Source organism: Streptomyces sp. NPDC028289, from assembly GCF_055565975.1.
In genome coordinates, this window is the sequence record NZ_JBVHTI010000002.1 from 897,678 (window position 1) to 914,503 (window position 16,826).

16 protein-coding genes and 1 pseudogene are annotated in these 16,826 nt (G+C 68.1%); 7 read left to right on the forward strand and 10 right to left on the reverse strand.

The window, feature by feature from the left end:
• Nucleotides 1-203: 203 nt before the first annotated feature.
• On the reverse strand, nt 204-698 hold the full coding sequence (locus ACZ4UV_RS11925; protein WP_451018854.1) for a MarR family winged helix-turn-helix transcriptional regulator: 495 nt from the start codon (nt 696-698) through the stop codon (nt 204-206).
• A 98-nt stretch (nt 699-796) separates the two neighbouring features.
• Between ACZ4UV_RS11925 and ACZ4UV_RS11930 the strand changes: the two genes are divergently transcribed.
• On the forward strand, nt 797-1,729 hold the full coding sequence (locus ACZ4UV_RS11930; RefSeq protein ID WP_451018853.1) for an NADP-dependent oxidoreductase: 933 nt from the start codon (nt 797-799) through the stop codon (nt 1,727-1,729).
• Between the two features lie 280 nt (nt 1,730-2,009).
• Here ACZ4UV_RS11930 and ACZ4UV_RS11935 read toward each other — a convergent pair whose 3' ends face one another.
• From ACZ4UV_RS11935 to ACZ4UV_RS11950, 4 genes are all read right to left on the reverse strand, one after another.
• On the reverse strand, nt 2,010-2,933 hold the full coding sequence (locus tag ACZ4UV_RS11935; protein WP_467837563.1) for an aldo/keto reductase: 924 nt from the start codon (nt 2,931-2,933) through the stop codon (nt 2,010-2,012).
• 121 nt (nt 2,934-3,054) lie between these two features.
• Nucleotides 3,055-3,918: an N-acyl homoserine lactonase family protein gene (locus ACZ4UV_RS11940; protein ID WP_451018851.1), complete on the reverse strand. Its 864-nt coding sequence runs from the start codon at nt 3,916-3,918 to the stop codon at nt 3,055-3,057.
• Nucleotides 3,915-4,247, reverse strand: coding sequence for a hypothetical protein (locus ACZ4UV_RS11945; protein ID WP_467837565.1), 333 nt, complete (start codon nt 4,245-4,247; stop codon nt 3,915-3,917). The genes ACZ4UV_RS11940 and ACZ4UV_RS11945 overlap by 4 nt, the downstream gene beginning before the upstream one ends.
• Nucleotides 4,248-4,344: 97 nt before the next feature.
• On the reverse strand, nt 4,345-5,004 hold the full coding sequence (locus tag ACZ4UV_RS11950) for a TetR/AcrR family transcriptional regulator C-terminal domain-containing protein (RefSeq protein ID WP_451018849.1): 660 nt from the start codon (nt 5,002-5,004) through the stop codon (nt 4,345-4,347).
• A 129-nt stretch (nt 5,005-5,133) separates the two neighbouring features.
• Here ACZ4UV_RS11950 and ACZ4UV_RS11955 point away from each other — a divergent pair, with 129 nt between their 5' ends.
• Nucleotides 5,134-5,769 carry a carboxymuconolactone decarboxylase family protein gene (locus ACZ4UV_RS11955; RefSeq protein ID WP_467837568.1) on the forward strand — a complete coding sequence of 212 codons (636 nt, stop codon included), beginning with the start codon at nt 5,134-5,136 and terminating at the stop codon, nt 5,767-5,769.
• 248 nt (nt 5,770-6,017) lie between these two features.
• Here the strand turns inward: ACZ4UV_RS11955 and ACZ4UV_RS11960 are convergent, their stop codons facing one another.
• From ACZ4UV_RS11960 to ACZ4UV_RS11970, 3 genes are all read right to left on the reverse strand, one after another.
• Nucleotides 6,018-6,923, reverse strand: a complete 906-nt coding sequence (locus ACZ4UV_RS11960) for a LysR family transcriptional regulator (RefSeq protein WP_451018847.1) — start codon at nt 6,921-6,923, stop codon at nt 6,018-6,020.
• 77 nt (nt 6,924-7,000) lie between these two features.
• Entirely contained in the window at nt 7,001-7,936 is a 936-nt protein-coding gene (locus ACZ4UV_RS11965; RefSeq protein WP_451018846.1) for a dihydrodipicolinate synthase family protein, read from the reverse strand.
• A gap of 32 nt (nt 7,937-7,968) precedes the next feature.
• Complete coding sequence (locus tag ACZ4UV_RS11970) at nt 7,969-8,754, reverse strand: SDR family oxidoreductase (protein WP_467837570.1); 786 nt, start codon at nt 8,752-8,754, stop codon at nt 7,969-7,971.
• Nucleotides 8,755-8,993: 239 nt separating this feature from the next.
• On the opposite strand from ACZ4UV_RS11970, the gene ACZ4UV_RS11975 reads away from it, so the two are divergent.
• The 4 genes and pseudogenes from ACZ4UV_RS11975 to ACZ4UV_RS11990 all read left to right on the forward strand — a co-directional run bounded on the left by ACZ4UV_RS11975 (nt 8,994) and on the right by ACZ4UV_RS11990 (nt 14,348).
• On the forward strand, nt 8,994-10,091 hold the full coding sequence (locus tag ACZ4UV_RS11975) for a zinc-dependent alcohol dehydrogenase (RefSeq protein ID WP_467837572.1): 1,098 nt from the start codon (nt 8,994-8,996) through the stop codon (nt 10,089-10,091).
• Between the two features lie 68 nt (nt 10,092-10,159).
• Nucleotides 10,160-11,266 carry a DUF3500 domain-containing protein gene (locus ACZ4UV_RS11980; protein WP_451018843.1) on the forward strand — a complete coding sequence of 369 codons (1,107 nt, stop codon included), beginning with the start codon at nt 10,160-10,162 and terminating at the stop codon, nt 11,264-11,266.
• A 124-nt stretch (nt 11,267-11,390) separates the two neighbouring features.
• Nucleotides 11,391-11,684 (forward strand): annotated as a pseudogene (locus ACZ4UV_RS11985) (VOC family protein); the annotation flags it as partial.
• A gap of 441 nt (nt 11,685-12,125) precedes the next feature.
• On the forward strand, nt 12,126-14,348 hold the full coding sequence (locus ACZ4UV_RS11990) for an ATP-binding SpoIIE family protein phosphatase (RefSeq protein WP_467837575.1): 2,223 nt from the start codon (nt 12,126-12,128) through the stop codon (nt 14,346-14,348).
• Between the two features lie 105 nt (nt 14,349-14,453).
• Here ACZ4UV_RS11990 and ACZ4UV_RS11995 read toward each other — a convergent pair whose 3' ends face one another.
• Nucleotides 14,454-14,948 (reverse strand): MarR family winged helix-turn-helix transcriptional regulator, encoded by a 495-nt coding sequence (locus tag ACZ4UV_RS11995; RefSeq protein WP_451018841.1) that lies wholly within the window; start codon nt 14,946-14,948, stop codon nt 14,454-14,456.
• Between the two features lie 193 nt (nt 14,949-15,141).
• Nucleotides 15,142-15,504 carry an acyl-CoA dehydrogenase family protein gene (locus ACZ4UV_RS12000; RefSeq protein ID WP_467837577.1) on the reverse strand — a complete coding sequence of 121 codons (363 nt, stop codon included), beginning with the start codon at nt 15,502-15,504 and terminating at the stop codon, nt 15,142-15,144.
• Here ACZ4UV_RS12000 and ACZ4UV_RS12005 point away from each other — a divergent pair.
• A complete protein-coding gene (locus tag ACZ4UV_RS12005; protein ID WP_451018839.1) occupies nt 15,503-16,330 on the forward strand; it encodes an SDR family oxidoreductase in 828 nt (275 codons plus the stop codon). The two genes, ACZ4UV_RS12000 and ACZ4UV_RS12005, sit on opposite strands and share 2 nt — an antisense overlap.
• Nucleotides 16,331-16,826: the final 496 nt, after the last annotated feature.

The following is a 16,826-nucleotide window of genomic DNA, read 5'->3' on the forward strand; positions in this document are numbered from 1 at the left end:
AGCGAGAGGACGTCGATCCGCATGACTGGCTTCTCGTTCAACCCCAATGGCCCGTTCGACGCGCCACTCACCGACATGGGACCAACGTCCATGCGCTCGAGCCGACTGCCGCCCCGGTACCGGTGGTTCTGCGAGAGAGTCTGCAGGACGCGCGGGAGTCCAGGACCGAGTCCGGCCGACTCCGCCGGGCATGCGGCCTGGGCTCACTTCCTCGCAGTGCGCCGTCGGGTTGTGGGCGGGCGCGGAACCGTACGCAGGTGGTCGCGGACCCGCGTGAGCACGTCCGCCATCGCGGCGACGTCCTGCTCGTTCAAGGGGCCGAAGAGCTCCTTCGCCACCAGGGCGATGTGCCCGGGCCGCACGCGTGCGAGCACGTCGCGTCCTGCCTCGGTGATGGCGACGGTCACCGAACGCTCGTCGTCCGGCGAGGGGCTGCGGACGATGAGCCCGTCCCGTTCGAGGAGGTCGGCCTGGTAGGTCAGCCCGCTGCGGCTGTGCACGAGGCCGTCTGCGAGATCCGTCATGCGCACACTGCTGTCGGCCGCGTCGGCCAACCGGGTCAGCAGCCTGAACTGGACGTAGCTGAGGTCGCCATCCTGGCGCAGCTGCTGTTCGACCATCTGTTGCAGCAGGGCGCCGGCTTCCATGAGCGCGAAGTACGCGGCGAGGTGCTCGGGTGTCGCCTCTGTCTGACCCACGGTTCACCGCCCTTGCTTCGACTTCGAAGTATGTTACCGTCCATTTAGTGCTTCGAATTCGAAGTAAATCGGCAAGTGAGCTGCGAAGGAGAGAGCCCATGGTGCAACGGTGGATCGTCCCGGAGTACGGCGACACCAGCGTGTACACACTGGTGGATGCCGAGGTGCCGACGCCCCGGAAGGGCGAGGTGACCATCGCCGTCCGAGCCGCGGGAGTGAACCCCGCCGACATCCACGTCGGTCCCGGGGACCCTTCCCGGTTCCCCGTAGGGGTCGGCTTCGAAGCTGCGGGCGTGATCACCGCCGTCGGTGAGGACACGCGCATCGCCTCGGGCGCCGTCGCCGTCGGAGACGAGGTGATCGCCTACCCGGTGCGGAACGCCTGGAGCGCCGCGATCACCGTTCCGGCGGCCGACGTCTTCGCCAAGCCCGCGAACGTCGACTTCGCGGCGGCGGCCAACCTCCTGCTGGCCGGCACCACGGCAACGGAGGCACTTGACGCGGTCGGTGCGAAGCCCGGGGAAACCGTCATGGTGCACGGCGCGTCCGGCGCGGTCGGCGTGAGCGTGCTGCAGCAGGCCGCGGCCCGTGGTGTGCGGGTGATCGGGACGGCTTCGGCCGCGAACGCGGACCTCCTGCGGGGGTTCGGCGCCGTTCCCGTGGCCTACGGCGAAGGTCTCCTGGAGCGGGTGCGCGCGGCGGCCCCGCACGGTGTCGACGCGGCGGTCGACTGCGTGGGAACGGACGAAGCCGTGGACACCTCGCTCAGCCTGCTGGGCGGGGACGGCGCCAGGTTCGCCACCATCGCGGCGATCGCCCGGGCCCACAAGGACGGACTTCGGGCTCTCATCGGCGTGCTGCCCGAGAGCATGGCCTACCGAAACGGCGTTCGGCAGGAAGTCATCGACATGGCAGCCGACGGCACACTGGTGGTTCCGGTGGCCGCGACGTACTCCTTGGCCGACGCGCAGGCTGCCATCGCCCGGCTGGCCACCGGGCACCCCGGCGGCAAGCTCGCCCTCATCCCCTGACCATCACCTCGCGTCAGCACCACACGGACACGCGTTCCGCAGATCACGCCTCCGACGCCGGACGGCGGCAAGATCTTCGGGGAGCGACAGGCGGACATCCTGGCCAAAGCCGGCTACGGGGAGTCGGTGGGCTGCAACGCCCCCGGCACCCAGGAGCCGGTACACGCACGATGGGCGGCCACGGGTCGCTCGCCGCCGTTCTGCGGTGATGCTGCGGCGCGACAGTTCAGCCCACGGGCACGAGGCAACGTGGGCAGGCCGGCCGTCGGCAGTGGGATCGTCAGGGCTGCGGGGATGTTGCGGCGTCCGGAGCGGCCGTCTCTGCAACGGCGGCAACGATCCGCAGTTCGTCCGGGCTCAGCGAGAGCCGGGCCGAGGAGGCCGAATCCACCGCCGTCTCAGGGCGTCCGGCGCCGCTGATCGGCAGGAGTGTGTCGGACCGGTGCAGCAGACAGGCGAGAAGCAACTGCTCGGGCGAGACACCTCGATGTGCCGCGAGATCCAGGAGACACGGCGAAGCATCGCTTGCGTTCCACCCTCGCAGCGGTGAGTAGGCCAGAAACGGAATGCCCTGGCGTTCGCATTCACGAAGGAGCGTGTCGTCGCCTCCGCCGAGCGCGGAATACGGGTTTTCCACGGCGTCGACCGATGTGACGGTGCGTGCGAGAGCCAGGAGGGCAGGGTCGACATTGGAGATGCCGATGGCTCGGATCTTCCCCTCCGAGCGCATCTCGCTGAGAGCACCGACGCTCTCGGCGAACGGTACGTCGGGATCCGGCCAGTGCAGAAAGTACAGCTCGACCGTCTCACGCTTCAGCGCCCGAAGGCTGCTTTCGAGGTCCGCTCTCAGCGCGGCGGGCCGGGCGTCGTTCTTCCATTCCGTCGGTCCTGCCCTGAAGTGGCCGCCCTTGGTTGCGACCATCACGGTGCTTCCGTCCTGGCGGGCGGCCAGTACGTCGCCGATGAGACGCTCGTTGTGCGCTTCATCGTCGACGGTCGTGTAGGCCCGAGCAGTGTCGATGAGGTTCACTCCGCTGTCGATCGCAGCGTTGATCGTGGATACGGCCGCTGTTCGGCTCAGGTCTGGTCGAAGGGACAGCGCCGCTCCTCCGAGAGCGATCGGCCAGACGCGGCGTCCAGCTATCTCTCGTATCGCAGGTTCGCCATGACCGTCCGATTGTTCTGCTTGGTTCACTACGCGCACCCTTTCCTGGTCATCGCGTCGGCGTCCGGTGGGGAAGACGGAGCCGTTTTCGTGTCCTCATGGTTCCTCCGGTAGGCGTGCGGAGTGCGAGGGGGCCTGCCCCGCAAAGGACACCGGTTGTTCAGGTCCTGCCGGGGCTCGGGCGGAAGGTCTCGGAGTCGGCCAGGCGTTCGGCCGCTCGGGGGTCGTGGGCGGGCAGGACGACGACGTCGTGCTGCCGGGCGAACTCCTTGATCTTGCGGAGGGATTCGATGGCCTGGCGCGGATTGTTGTTGACGCCGTCTGTGAGTTCGGCGTCGAGGAGATCCTGGTCGTAGGTGGAGTCGCCGCCCAGGAGATATGTTGCCTGATCACCGAAGACGATCAGGCAGACGTGCCCGGGGACGTGCCCGGGTGTGTCGACGGCGAGGATACGGCCGTCCGAGGCCAGCGGGTAGCTGCGGTTCCAGGGGCCGACCGGGCCGCCGGTGGCCTCCAGGAAGTGCGGGGTGAAGCCCTTCGGCCACCGCTTGGGGACCGCGCCCTCCATGGTGGCCGGGAACGGCTTGCCGAACGCCTTCCAGTGCTCGCGGGTGATGTGGACGGGGGCGCCGACGAGGTCGGGCAGCCCGTCCCCGTGGTCGTGGTGCAGATGGGAGAGCACCACGGCCTTCAGGTCCCGGGCCGGATCCAGGCCGCGCTGCCGCAGGCGGGCTCCGATCCCTTCGTCGGCGCCGACGCGGATGTCGACGGCCACGTGGAAGAAGGGCTGCCACCAGGGAAAGTACCCCTTTTCAGTGGAGTGCGGCGATTCTCCGGAGTCGAAGAGGATGTACCCCTCGGGGTGGTCGACCAGGTAGGTGTTGATCGGCAGTGGCTCGGTCCAGCGCCGGTCGGTCAGCACGCGCAGGCGGCGCAGGGGAACCGGCCTGGTGGCGGACTGGGTGCGGTGACTGGGCCGGATGCGGATGGTGCCGGTCTCCAGGATGCTGACGGAGATGCTCATGAGGTGCTCCGGGCGGTGGGCGTGCCGACGGCCGCGCGGCTGGGCGTACCGTGGTGGATCCGCCCGTGGGTCAAGATGGGGCGGGTACTGGGGCTGAGCCGGTGGGCGGCCAGTTCGCTGGAGGGGAAGAACTGAAGGGACCGCGGGGCGCGTTGGGAGCGGTCGACGGGACCCTTCTTCAGGATCAGGGCGTTGTACTGCTCGGCGGTGGCCTCGATGGTGTTGGTGTTGAGGACGACTTCCTGCTGCCACGTGCGGGCCCAGCGGGCCAGGCCGGGCATGCGGGAGTGCTCGGGGGTGAGGCATTCGGTGGCGGTGACGACACGCACGTGCTCGGACCGTCCGGCGAAGGCAGTGAGAAGGAGCCGGCCGACGTGCCGCTGGGCCCGGTGAGGAGGACCCGGTCCAGGCCGTCGGCGCGCCCGGTCATGCCCGGGCCCCGACCCGGCGGTGCACCGCGTCGATGAGGAGTTCAAGACCGAACTCCATCTCCGCCTCGTGATCGCACACGGCGAGCTCGTCCGCCGCCGCGGCGACGGCAGGGAAACCGCTGTCCACCAGATCCTGTCGGCGAGAGGCGACGACTGCGGGCAGGGCACCCGCGTAGGTGGGGGCGGTGCCCACTTCCCGTGACAGGGTACCGATCAGGAACGCGATGAACGCACGCAGGACGTGCACGGCGGCCGCGCCCTCCAGGCCGGCTCGCCCCAGCGTCCGCATGGCCGCCTCCACGATGGGCAGCGCCGCCGGTGCGTTCAGTCGCCTGGTCAGCACGAGCGGGGCGGAGCGCGGATATTCCAGCGTGGCGGCCCGGAAGGACCTGGCCAGGCCGCGCAGACCTTCCTGCCAGGTCATGGCCTCGACGTCGGGGATCGCCATCTTCCTGAGGATCACGTCCGCCATCGCGTCCAGCACATCGGCCTTGTCGTCGACGTGGTTGTACAGCGACATGGTCCGCACGCCCACCGCGGTGGCGACCTTGTGGAGTGACAGTTGGTCGATGCCCCCCGCCTCGGCTAGCTCCAGGGCCCGTTGCACGATCTCTTCCCTGCTCAGCGGACCGCGGCGGGTCATCCTCTGCGCCATGGGTGATCCCTTCATGCGGCGGCGACACGTTGTTGACCGCCCATAAACTTATGCCATAAGTTCGTGAGTGGCAATCGCGGCCCGACGACGACGATGCGCCGGGTCAACTCAGCGAAGGGGGCAACGGTCATGACCCGCGCACCGGCAATCGAGGGCCTTCCCGCCGGCACCTGGCAGATGCCGACCCACCCACGCGTTCTGCCTGCTGATCAACACTCACTCGGCCGCACGGCGCGCCTCGTTCTGCGGCTGATCCGGCGCCGCACCAAAGCGCCCTGCGACTACAACGTGTTCCGGACACTGGCCCGGCTCGGCAGCATCTTCCCCGCTCACTCCCTCTTCCTGTCCCAGATCCTTCTCAGGGGACAGCTCTCACGGACCGAGAAGGAGCTCGTCGTCCTCAGGGTGGCCTGGCGCCGGGGCTGCGCCTACGAATGGGCGCATCACGTCCACCTCGCCGGGAGTCTGGCCGTACCGGACGAACGGATCGACACCATGGCTCAAGAACAGCTCACCCTCGACGACGACCCTCGCCTGCGCGCCCTGATCCAGGCCACCGACGAACTGCTCGCCAGCGGAGCTCTGACGGACACCGCCTGGTCCCGTCTGACCTCCCACTGTTCGGCGGACGAGGCCATGGAGCTGTGCCTGCTCGTCGGTCACTACGTCATGGTCGCCATGACCCTCAACGCCACGGGCGTCCAGCTGGAGGACCAGCTCGCCCAGGAACTCGAAGACCGCGCTCGTCACCGCCACGCCGCGTGACCACCCGGCCACCGGAACAACCCTGACCCCGCTGTCCAAAACCCGGCTGTCCGCCGTCGGTTGACCAGCTCCCGGCGACGGACATGCGGGTCAGAAGCTTCGCCCCATCGGCACCTCCGCCGGCGCCCGGAGCTGTGCCACCTCCGCAATGCAGGGGGCACCCTGTGCGACGCGACGGCCTTCAGGCACGATCGCACCGGCCGACGTGCGCCGTGGCCGGCTCCATGTCGGCACACAACCGCGGCGCCTCAGCAGCGGACGGCATCCTCGGGCAGGTCTTTCTGTGCCGTCAGTGGCAGCTCGAGAGAGGTGAGCATGTCCCGATAGCGTTCCGCCAGCTGCGAGGGATGCCTTCTGCTGTACGCCACGAGCTCCCGGTAGAACCCGGAGTCGATGCGCCGTGCGTGCCTGCCCCACCCGAGGGGCACCGCGTTCTCCGGTGCCACCGTCATGCCGAGGCCCTCGACCGCGAACAGGAGAGCCGCCGACACCTGGCCCGTACGCGCAACGGCGCGTGGCGTGAACCCGAGATGGGCTGCCACCCGGTTCACCACCTCGCTCATGCCCTGCTCCGGTTCGTAGAGCACCCAGTCGGCGCCCGCCAGTTCGGCGGGCTCTGCAACCTCTTCCGCCTCGTGCCCGACCGGACCGACCACCACCATCTCCTCGTAGCCGAGTGAGACCACGGGCCCCTCCCATGAGGACGGCCGTGGCCCGACGGCGATGTCACCCTGGCCGCTCCGTACGGCGCCCTCCAGGGCGCGGCGGTGCGAGAAGTCGTGCAGGCGCAGGACGGTGGAGGGGAACAGGGCGTGCCAACGTGCGGCGGACGACGGCAGGATGCCCGATGCCACGGATCTCACCGTCAGCACGTGGACGTCACCCTTGCGGCCCTCCACAACCTGGCGAACTGAGTCCTGGGCGTCCTGCACGGCCTGAACGGCGCGTTGGGCCTGCGGCAGGAAGACCCGGCCGGCGGGGGTCAACGTGATGCCGTGACGGCCGCGTTCGAGCAGATCCGCCCCGAGTTCCTTCTCGAGAGCGCGGATCTGCTGGGACAGCGAGGGCTGTGTGACATACAGCCGGACAGCGGCTGCGCTGAAGGAGCCGGCCTCGCAGATGCCGATGAAGTACTCCAGCTGACGCAGTTGCATGCGATCGAGCTCTCCTGCCTCATCAGGGCTTCGGCCGGTCGTTCGGCCCTACCCGGCTGGCGGCTGGTCCGGGCTCGTCAGGCCACGAGAGTGACCCTACTGTCCCTGCGTGCCAGCCGCGTCAGCAGGTAGTCGACCTCGGCGCGGGCCATGGCGGAGAGCCTGGCCCCGGGCCTGCGCTGCGCGTCCGACGTCAGCAGCCCTCGCCGCATCATGACGTACTTGCGAACGGCCAGACCGGTGCCCGGTTGCTGCTCGTACCGCAACAGGGGCAAGTGGGCGTCGAAGACGTCATGGGCGGCGTCACGGTGACCGGCCGCCGTGTGACGGACCACGTCCACGAGGAGTTCCGGAACGCAGTACCCGGTCATGGCGCCGTCAGCTCCACGCTCCGTCTCGAAGTCGAGGAAGAGGCCGCCGTTTCCGCACAGGATCGACAGACGCGGCATGTCACCGGTCGCCTCCATCCGCCGCAGGCTGCTGATCTTCTCCAGGCCCGGCCAGTCCTCGTGCTTGAGCATCACGCACCCGGGGAGGGTGCGCACGATGCGGGCGATGACGGACGGGGACATCTCCACGGAGAACGACAGCGGGTAGTCCTGGATCACGAAGGGCACGTCCTCGCCGACGGCTGCGGCAGCTCCCTCGTAGTACGCCACGATCCGGTCATCAGTGCGCAGTGTGTTGGGCGGTGCGATCATGACGCCGGACGCGCCGGCGGACATGACCTCCGTGGACAGCGCCCGCATGGCGGCATAGCCGGGCGCCGACACTCCCACGACGATGGGCAGGCCGGTCCGCTTGAGCACATGCCTGACGATGCCCACGCTCTCGTCGTGGGACAGCTTGGGGGCCTCGCCCATCTGACCGAGCAGTGTCAGTCCGGTGACACCGGCACGTGAATAGAACTCCGTGAGCCGGCTGAGCGAGTCGAAATCGACGGCCCCGTCATCGTCGAACGGAGTCGGTGCGATAGCGAAAACACCCTGGGTCGTGCGCGTCAGCAGTGCCATGCCGCAACCTTCTTTTTGTCAGGTCTTCACGTTCAGATGCCGGCAATGAGGCCGCCGTCGACCCGGACGACAGAGCCGGTGATGTAGGAGGCCTGTACGCTCGCCAGGAAGGCGACCGTGGACGCGTACTCACGCGGCTCGCCGTAACGGCCCACGGGGATCGACGCGAAACTCTCCGCGGCTGCCTGCTCCGGGGTCTTTCCCTCCCGTTCGGCCCTCGACCGGTCCAGAAACCGCACTCGCTCCGTGCGGATCCGGCCCGGAACCACCACGTTGCAGGTGACTCCGTCGGCCGCGACCTCCCGTGCCAATGTCTTCGACCAGCCGAGGAGAGCGGTGCGCAGCGTGTTCGAGAGACCCAGATTGGGGATGGGGGACACCACGCCGGAGCTGGTGCTGGTGATGATCCTGCCCCAGCCGCGACTCCTCATCGACGGCGCCACCCTGTCGGTGATCGCCATCACCGACAGCACCATGGACTGGAAGTAGCTCAACCAGACCCCGGGGTCCTGACCCAGCACGGGGGAGGGTGGAGGCCCGCCGGTGTTGTTGACGAGAATGTCGACCGGGCCCAGGGAATCCTCAACGAGTGCGACATTCGCGTCGATCGCGCCCAGGTCGCTGAGATCCCATTCCACTGCCAGGGTGTTTCCGCCGACATTCCGTACCGCCTCTGCACGCTTTTGTGCGGCCTGCGGATCGATATCGGCAATGGCGATGTCGGCACCCTCCTCCGCCAGCGTCTGTGCGACAGCGCCGCCGATACCCCCGCCTCCCCCCAACACAAGCGCAGTTTTCCCGGAAATTCCCAGATCCACGGTTCCGCTCCTCAAAGGCACCTCGCCCCACCGGTAATACGGTGAGTCGCCATATCCCGACGACTGTGGCACGCGGGGCAAGCCGTCACCAATAGGAATTCACCTTGCGTCCTATAGGTAACCCCTATGTGACACCGGTAGGCAGGCGGCATGAATATGGCGAGGATGGTGGCGAGTCGTGAACGTCCCGTTCACCCCGGTTGACGCGTGGCGTCATGGCCCGCAGTTGGAGACGCGATATGTCCTTGCCGGAGACCATGCAGGCGGCAGTGCTGGGCGGGCCGGGCGTCATCAGGACGGCAACGCTGCCCGTGCCCGACGTGGGTCCGGAAGACGTCCTGGTGCAGGTCCGGAGAGCGTCCTTGTGCGGCACGGACCTCAAGGTCCGCAGCCGGCACTTCTTCCCCGACGGCGGGCCGGCCCCCGACGTGTTCGTCCCAGGCCACGAGTACGCGGGAGTCGTCGTCGCCATCGGGGCCACCGTCGACGAGTTCCGCGTCGGCGACCGAGTCGTCACGGAGGCGCACCGCGGCTGCATGCGCTGCGCCAACTGCCTGGCCGGCGGCTACACCGACTGCCTCAACTACGGTCACCGCGCCAAGGGTCATCGTGTGCAGGGGATGACCGTGAACGGGGGATTCGCCGAGTACGCGGTCAACCATGTCTCCACCCTTCACCGGCTTCCGGACTCGGTCGACTTCGACGCCGCTGTCGTCCTCACCACGGTGGGCACGGTCATGCACGCCTTCGACATCCTCGACTCCCTGCTGATCGGCGCGGGCGTCGCCGTGATCGGACCGGGCCCGATCGGACTCCTCGCCGCCCAGGTCGCCCGCGAGCTCGGCGCCCGGACGGTGGCCCTGATCGGGACCCGTGACGCCCGTCTGGAGATCGGCAAGTCGTTCGGTGCGGACGTCGTGATCAATTCCCGGCACGGAGACGCCGTCGCCGCGGTCCGCGACGCGACGCAGGGCATGGGCGCCGACATCGTCCTGGAATGCTCGGGCGCGCCCGGCGCGGTGGACGATGCCCTGCGTATGGCCAAGCGGGGCGGCAAGATCGTGCTCGTGGGCTTCTTCGAGGAGCCGGTGCGCGCCGATCTCAATCGCGCGGTGATGAACGGCATCTCGATCGGGACGGTGCGCGGCGAGGGCACAGGCTCGCTGGCCCGAGCGGTCTCCCTCGCGGCCCGCGGACGTCTGCGTACCGCTGAACTGATCACACACCACTTCCCTCTGCGGGACATCGGCGAAGCCTTCGACACGTACGCCGAACGCCGGGGCAACGCCATCAAAGTCATGCTGGACGTGTCCGAGGACGGGGGAGCGCCCCGGTGACGAACGACGGCCGCAACGGCGGGAAGCCGGCTGCCCCTCCAGCCGGCCGCGAGAGGGCGGCAGCGGCCATGGCGACAGCCGCCGCCACCTGGCTGGGCACGTTGAGTCGGGAACAAATGTCCTTCGCCCTGTACGAATCGCCGCTCGACGCCGAAGGGGACGCGGAGAGACTGCGGTGGTACTACACGCCGACCCATCACGGCGGACTGGCCATCCGAGAGCAGACCGCCTACCAGCAGAGCCTGGCCATGCAGTTGGTGGCGACCGGGTTGTCCGAGGCCGGATACGCCACGGTCGCCACGGTGATGGGTCTGGAGAACATCCTGGACCAGGTGGAAGGGTGGCGGGTCGGCTGGGGCCGCGAGCGTGGGCGCGATCCCGGCCTGTACTGGCTGCGGCTCTTCGGCCGACCCAGCGACCCGGTGTGGGCCTGGCGGTTCGGGGGCCATCACATCTCCCTGAACAACCTGATCGTGGCGGACAGAGTCGTCTCGACGACGCCGTGCTTCATCGGCGCCGACCCCGCGAAGACCCCGTTGCTCGGCGGATCCCTGCACCCGCTGGGCGGGAGCGAGGACCAGGCACGGCACCTCGTACGGACGCTGAGCGCACCGCAACTCCGGCACGCGCTGCTCCACCCGTCAGCCGTGTCCGACATCGTCTCCGGCAACAGGCCGCGAGTTCGCCACGGCGACACCATGATGCACATGCAGGACCTGTGGCGGGGGAGCTTCAAGGACCCGGCTCTGGCACGTCTCGTCGACGACATCGACCGCCGGGCCGAGGAGGGCAGCGGATACACCGAGGAGGACCACGCGCGCGTGGCGATCACGGCCCCTCCCCGAGGCATCAGCGCCCGCGACCTGGACGAAGAGCAACGCCATGGGCTGCGACAGCTGCTCTCCCTGTACACCGGCCGGGCCCCGGAGGACCTCGCCAAGGACCACGGCGCCCACTACGCCTCCGACAGCGTCCTCGACGAGGTCCACTTCAGTTGGGCCGGCAGCCTGGAGGCCGGCGAACCCCACTACTACCGGCTCCACGGCCCCGCCGTCCTCATCGAGTACGACAACACCCAACGGCACGCCAACCACGCCCACTCGGTATGGCGTGACCCGGCCTCCGACTTCGGCCTGGACGTCCTCGCGGAACACCGGGCAGGGGCGGCTCACTGACGGACCGCGCCGTCAGGCCGGTCAGCCGGAAATCAGTGACGGGTTCCGCGCGGGCCGGTTCAACGCGCGCGACATTGATCGGTGTCACAACAGCCCACAGGGCATCCACAGCGGTCCGGGCGACATGCGCGGCAAACATCCCGGGCGCCCCCGCGACTCTCTGGTCAACGTAGCCGACCTGGCCTGGCTGGAGTTTTAAAAGTCCGACCTCTACCGCGCGGAGGTCTTCCCGCGCGGCCTCGGCTTCGGGATCGCCGCCCGTAGCGGGCGCGCGCTGTGGTTGCCTGCGTTCGCAGGCTCGCCGTGCACGGTGATCCGTCGCGGCCGTACGTCCCGTTTCATCGGGTCGGCCATCCGCACGGCAGCGCGGACCGACCTTGACCGGTCGGCCCGTGCTTCCGGTTGCGCCGTGCGGGACGTACGTCACGCCATCCGCACCGGGGGCGCGTCGACCGCCGCGACGGGTTCTGCGCCCGCCGATACTGCTTGTCCGGAATCATGTGAGTGGCAGCAGCCGAAGGCGCCACGGCGATGCTGTGCTTGCGGCCGGCGACCTTCTTCGCGGCGTCAGTGCTGCGGGCTGGCGGTGAGCACGCTGGGGCCGTTTCAGCGCTATGGGCGTGGGGACGCAGGCGGATACCGGGCGCGTCGATGATGCCGTTTACGGCAGGCCCAACCTTGGCGCGCAGTAAGGTCATTTCCGAGGCGATCCTCATCTCAGCGACGGCTATAAAGGCCCGCCGTGAAGTGAAGCATTACGGGCCCCGTCGTTGGGAATCGAAGGCCACTCCGTACAAGATGTAACTACGATTAGTAGTCAGATGTGCGCCTCTTGTCACCGCAGCGCCGCCTTGATGACATGTCTGTCCAGGTGATTGGGCGTACATTCTTGATTGTGGAGAGCACCGTCGATTCTTTGCTTTGCGGTATCGCCCGAGAACTCAGACCCCGAGCCGACCGGCTGATCGACGTGATGACGCAGCGTTTCCGCACCGAATTTCCCGAGTTGTCGAAGTACGAGGACCTTGTGGCTCTCCAGCCTGTGGCCCTGTCCGAGTATGTCAACGCCACCCTGGATGTTTTCGAGCACGGCTTCGACGTCTCCGAGGTCAACGCGCCGCCCGCTGCCATTGAGTTCGCTCGCCGACTGGCTGAGCACGGGGTGCCGATCAGTAAGCTCCTGCGTGTCTATCGCGTCGGCCACGCTGGTCTGCTTCGGCTGTTGTACGACGAGGTCCCCCAGCTCACCAGCGATACGGAACTGGTCAGCTCGACGATGACCGCATTGAGCGGCATCGGCTTCGAGTACGTGGATCGTATGTCGGAAGAGGCCGTCGCGTCGTACCAGGAGGAGCGCGACCGCTGGCTCCAGCGGCGGCTGATCATGCTCAATGAGGCGAGCACACGGATCGGGACCACCCTGGACACCACACGAACCGCCCAGGAACTGGCAGAGGTCGCCACGGACCGCTTCGCCGACCTCGTCACCGTGGACCTGTTCGACGCCGAGCTCCCGGATGATGAGTCGCGCTCGGAAGCCGTTTTCCCGGCACTGTACCGGGTGGCCCAGCGGTCCGTGCTGGACGGCTGTCCGGACTCAACAGTCGCCTCGGGGCAGAGGCACACCTACCCCGAGGGGTCGCTGCCGGCTCGCGCACTGGCTACCGGACAGCCCCTGCGGCACAGCATCACGGCCTCCGGTGTCCCCTCATGGCTGGCGGCCTCCTCGGACTGCAGACGGACCCTCCTCGCATTCGGTATCCATTCCGTGCTGCTCGTCCCGCTGTGTGCCCGCGGTAGCACCCTGGGTCTCGCACAATTCCTCCGCCACCGAACCGCGGCTCCCTTCGACGACGACGATCTGCTCCTCGCCCAGGAGATCGCTTCCAGAGCGGCGGTCTACATCGACAACGCTCGGCAGTACACCCACGAGCATTCCACCGCGCTCACCCTTCAGAGGAGCTTGCTGCCGCACCACATGCCCGAACAACTCGCCGTCGAGACAGCCTCCCGGTACCTGCCCTGCGGATCCCGCGAGGGTGTGGGAGGTGACTGGTACGACGTGATACCGCTCTCCGGAGCTCGCGTCGCCCTCGTCGTAGGTGATGTGGTCGGCCGCGGTCTTCATGCCGCCGCCACCATGGGCCGCCTGCGGACCGCCGTTCGTACTCTCGCGGACATCGACCTGGCACCCGACGAACTCCTGACTCACCTGGACGACGTGGTCATCCGTCTCCAGCGCGAGGAAGAGGGAGCAGACGAGATCAGCGCCACCTGCCTCTACGCGGTCTACGACCCGGTCTCCCGCTCGTGCTCCATGTCCAGCGCCGGACACGTTGTACCAGTCGTGGCGACCCCCTTGGCCGCAGCAGGCGGTGCTGGAGCCTCCTCTGAGGTCGCTTTCCCTGAACTGTCCGTCGGCCCCCCACTGGGCCTGGGCGGGTATGCCTTCGAAACCGCCCAGTTCGAACTGCAGGAGGGCAGCCTCCTGGCTCTGTACACCGATGGCCTCATCGAAAGCCGCACCCGTGACGTGGACACAGCACTCGCACTGCTGTGCAACGCCCTCGCCGGGGCACCGGTCTCGCTGGAGGACACATGCGACGGACTGCTGTCCGCGCTGCTCCCAGGGCGGCCTGTCGATGACATCGCTGTCCTCGTGGCGCGGACCCGAGCTCTCGACGCCCACCACGTCACCACCATGGACCTCCCCTCCGATCCGGCGATCGTCTCCACGGCCCGTACGTTCGCACTCGACCAGCTGACGGTCTGGGGACTGGAGGAGGTGGCCTTTACCACGGAGCTCGTGGTCAGCGAACTCGTGACGAACGCGATCCGCTATGGCACAGGCCCCATCCAGCTGCGGTTGATCCTCCAGTCGACCTTGACGTGCGAGGTCTCCGACACCAGTAGCACCGCCCCTCATCTGCGCCGTGCTCGCACCTTCGACGAGGGCGGCCGCGGCCTGATGCTGGTCGCCCAACTCACCGAGCGCTGGGGCACGCGATACAGCCGCGAGGGCAAGGTCATCTGGGCGGAACAGGCCCTCACAACCGATGAGAGTCCCTGGCGTCACCCATGACGGTGCCGGCGTAGCCAGGGGGGTGACAAACCCAGGCGGAATGCGCGGCGAGCAGTTCCTTGCCGCGAGAAGGCCTGGTGGCCGAGTGAGTTTCTCCGTAAAGGGCTAAGCCCTTTTCGTTCCGCTCTGTTCCCGGACGGTGTCGAACAAGGAGGTCAAGGTGGGACTTCCGGCGAGGCTGCTCAGCAGGGCATGAAGCGACTGCCGCTCCGTGGTGCCGAGGTCGGCCAGGATCTCGCCGTCGAGACCGACGAGTGTGCGGTTCAGGTCGGCCAGGACCTTGCGTCCGTCGGCGGTGATGTCCACGGCGTACCGACGGCGGTCCTGTGGATCTCGTGTCCGCTCGGCGTACCCGGATCGCTCCAGGTCGTCAAGACTGGTCACCATCGTCGCCGGATCGATGCGAAGGAACGAACCGAGTGCCAGCTGCGGCATCGCGCCGTTGTCCGCCAGGGCCTGCAGGACGCTGTAGTGCCTCACTCGCAGACCGGTCCCGCCGATGCCGTCCTCGGCGATCTTGAACGCTACCTGCCCGAGCTTGATAAGGAGGCAGGTGGTGTGTTCGGCCACGGTCCCCGGTACCAGCGGAGCCTCGGACATCGTTCATCCCGCCTATGGTTAGTCGGACGTATGGTCTGGGTCCATCGTACGAGGAAGCACGGGCCGGCGGACCGCGGGAAGGTTGTCGGGATCTCCGCGAACAGGGGGTGGAACGCCTGCGGCTGGTGGCCAGGTCTGTCCGGCCTGGCCACTCGTTTCACCGTTTGTGCGCGGCCCAGCGCGTACTTGGCGGTCAGCCGACGATGCTCCGCCCGAAGATCTGCCGGGCTATGACCCACTTCTGGATCTCGTTTGTGCCCTCGTAGATCTCGCCGATTTTGCTGTCCCGGTAGATCGCCTCGACGGGACCGGGAGTGCCGTCGGCACCCAGTTCGCGCGCGAAGCCGAGGCCTCCGAAGGCTTGGACGGCGTCGCGTGCCATGTCCACGGACAGCTTGGTGGCGTAGTACTTCGCCATCGCGGCCTCGGGCTCCGGGGACGGGTTGCCGGCGTCCAGGCGCAGGGCGGCCTTGGTGTAAAGGGTGCGGGCGTTCTCGATCTCGGTGGCCCGTTCGGCGAGCAGGAACTGCCAGTGCTGGTTCGCGGGCTCGACCATGACACGGACACTGGCCGGCAGGACCGTCCTGATGTCGGGAGGCAGCCGCGGCATCGGACTCGCCATCGCCCAGCGTGCGGCCCGCGATGGTGCGAACGTGGTGATGCTCGCCAAGACCGCAGTGCCGCACCCGAAGCTCGAAGGCACGGTCCACACCGCCGTCGACGAGATTGAGTGCGCGGGTGGCAAGGGGCTGGCCATCGTGGGTGACGTCCGCAACGAGGACGATGTGCGCACCGCCGTCAACGCCGCGGTCAGCGCCTTCGGCGGCATCGACATCGTGGTGAACAACGCCAGCGCGATCGACCTCTCGCCGTCGGAGCAGTTGGAGACGAAGCGGTACGACCTGATGCAGGACATCAACACGCGCGGCACGTTCCTGCTGAGCAGGACCGCGATCCCCCACCTGCGCAGGGCGGAGAATCCGCACATCCTCACGCTCTCCCCTCCGTTGAACCTCGCGCCGTACTGGGTGGGGAAGCATCTCGGTTACACGCTGTCGAAGTACGGCATGAGCCTTTGCACCATCGGCCTTGCCGAGGAACTCGCCGCCGACGGCATCGCCGCCAACTCGCTGTGGCCGCGAACCCTGATCGACACAGCAGCCGTGCGCAATGTGGTCGGGGGCGCCGGACAAGCCCGCAGCCCGCAGATCATGGCCGACGCCGCGTACGCCGTCCTCACGCGTGATGCGCGAAAGTGCACCGGCAACCTGTTCATCGACGACGAGGTCCTGTCGGCCGAAGGCCTCACCGACCTGTCCGTCTACGGCCCGGCCGGCCTCGTGGGAGACCTCGCGCTCGACATATTCGTCGATCCGGCCTGATCTCGGCATGCATTGATGCCCGGGGACTCACCTGCGAGGTCCGCACATGCGGCGGTGCAGGGGAAGGCTGCTGGGATGTCGTGCAGTCAATGGCGAGTGAAGGGCGTCTCACCCGGTCCGCGGCCCGATCCGTCAGTCCATCTCGATGAGCCGGATTGTGCGGCCCGGGCGTTCCCCGTGCAGGTCGTGGCCGGTCGACTCGGGATCAGGGTGCCCGCAGGGGCCCGCGCTCCCACTCGGCGGCTTCGGTCGAGGCCCACACCGTCAAGGCTGGGCACTTGCGGCTGGCCGGATACCCAACGCGGCCGGGTCGGTGTACGTGCCCGCATGGGCCTGGGCGATGACGTGGCTGGCGTGTCGAGCACGGTGCGGATGTGCGGTGCGCAAGCCCCAACGGTGCGGTGGGGGAGATGACGCCCGCCACCGGCAGGACCGCGGCACGGGCGCCGTTCTCCCGGTACGAGGCCGGGCGGCGCGGTATGTCGTCGAGCTCGGC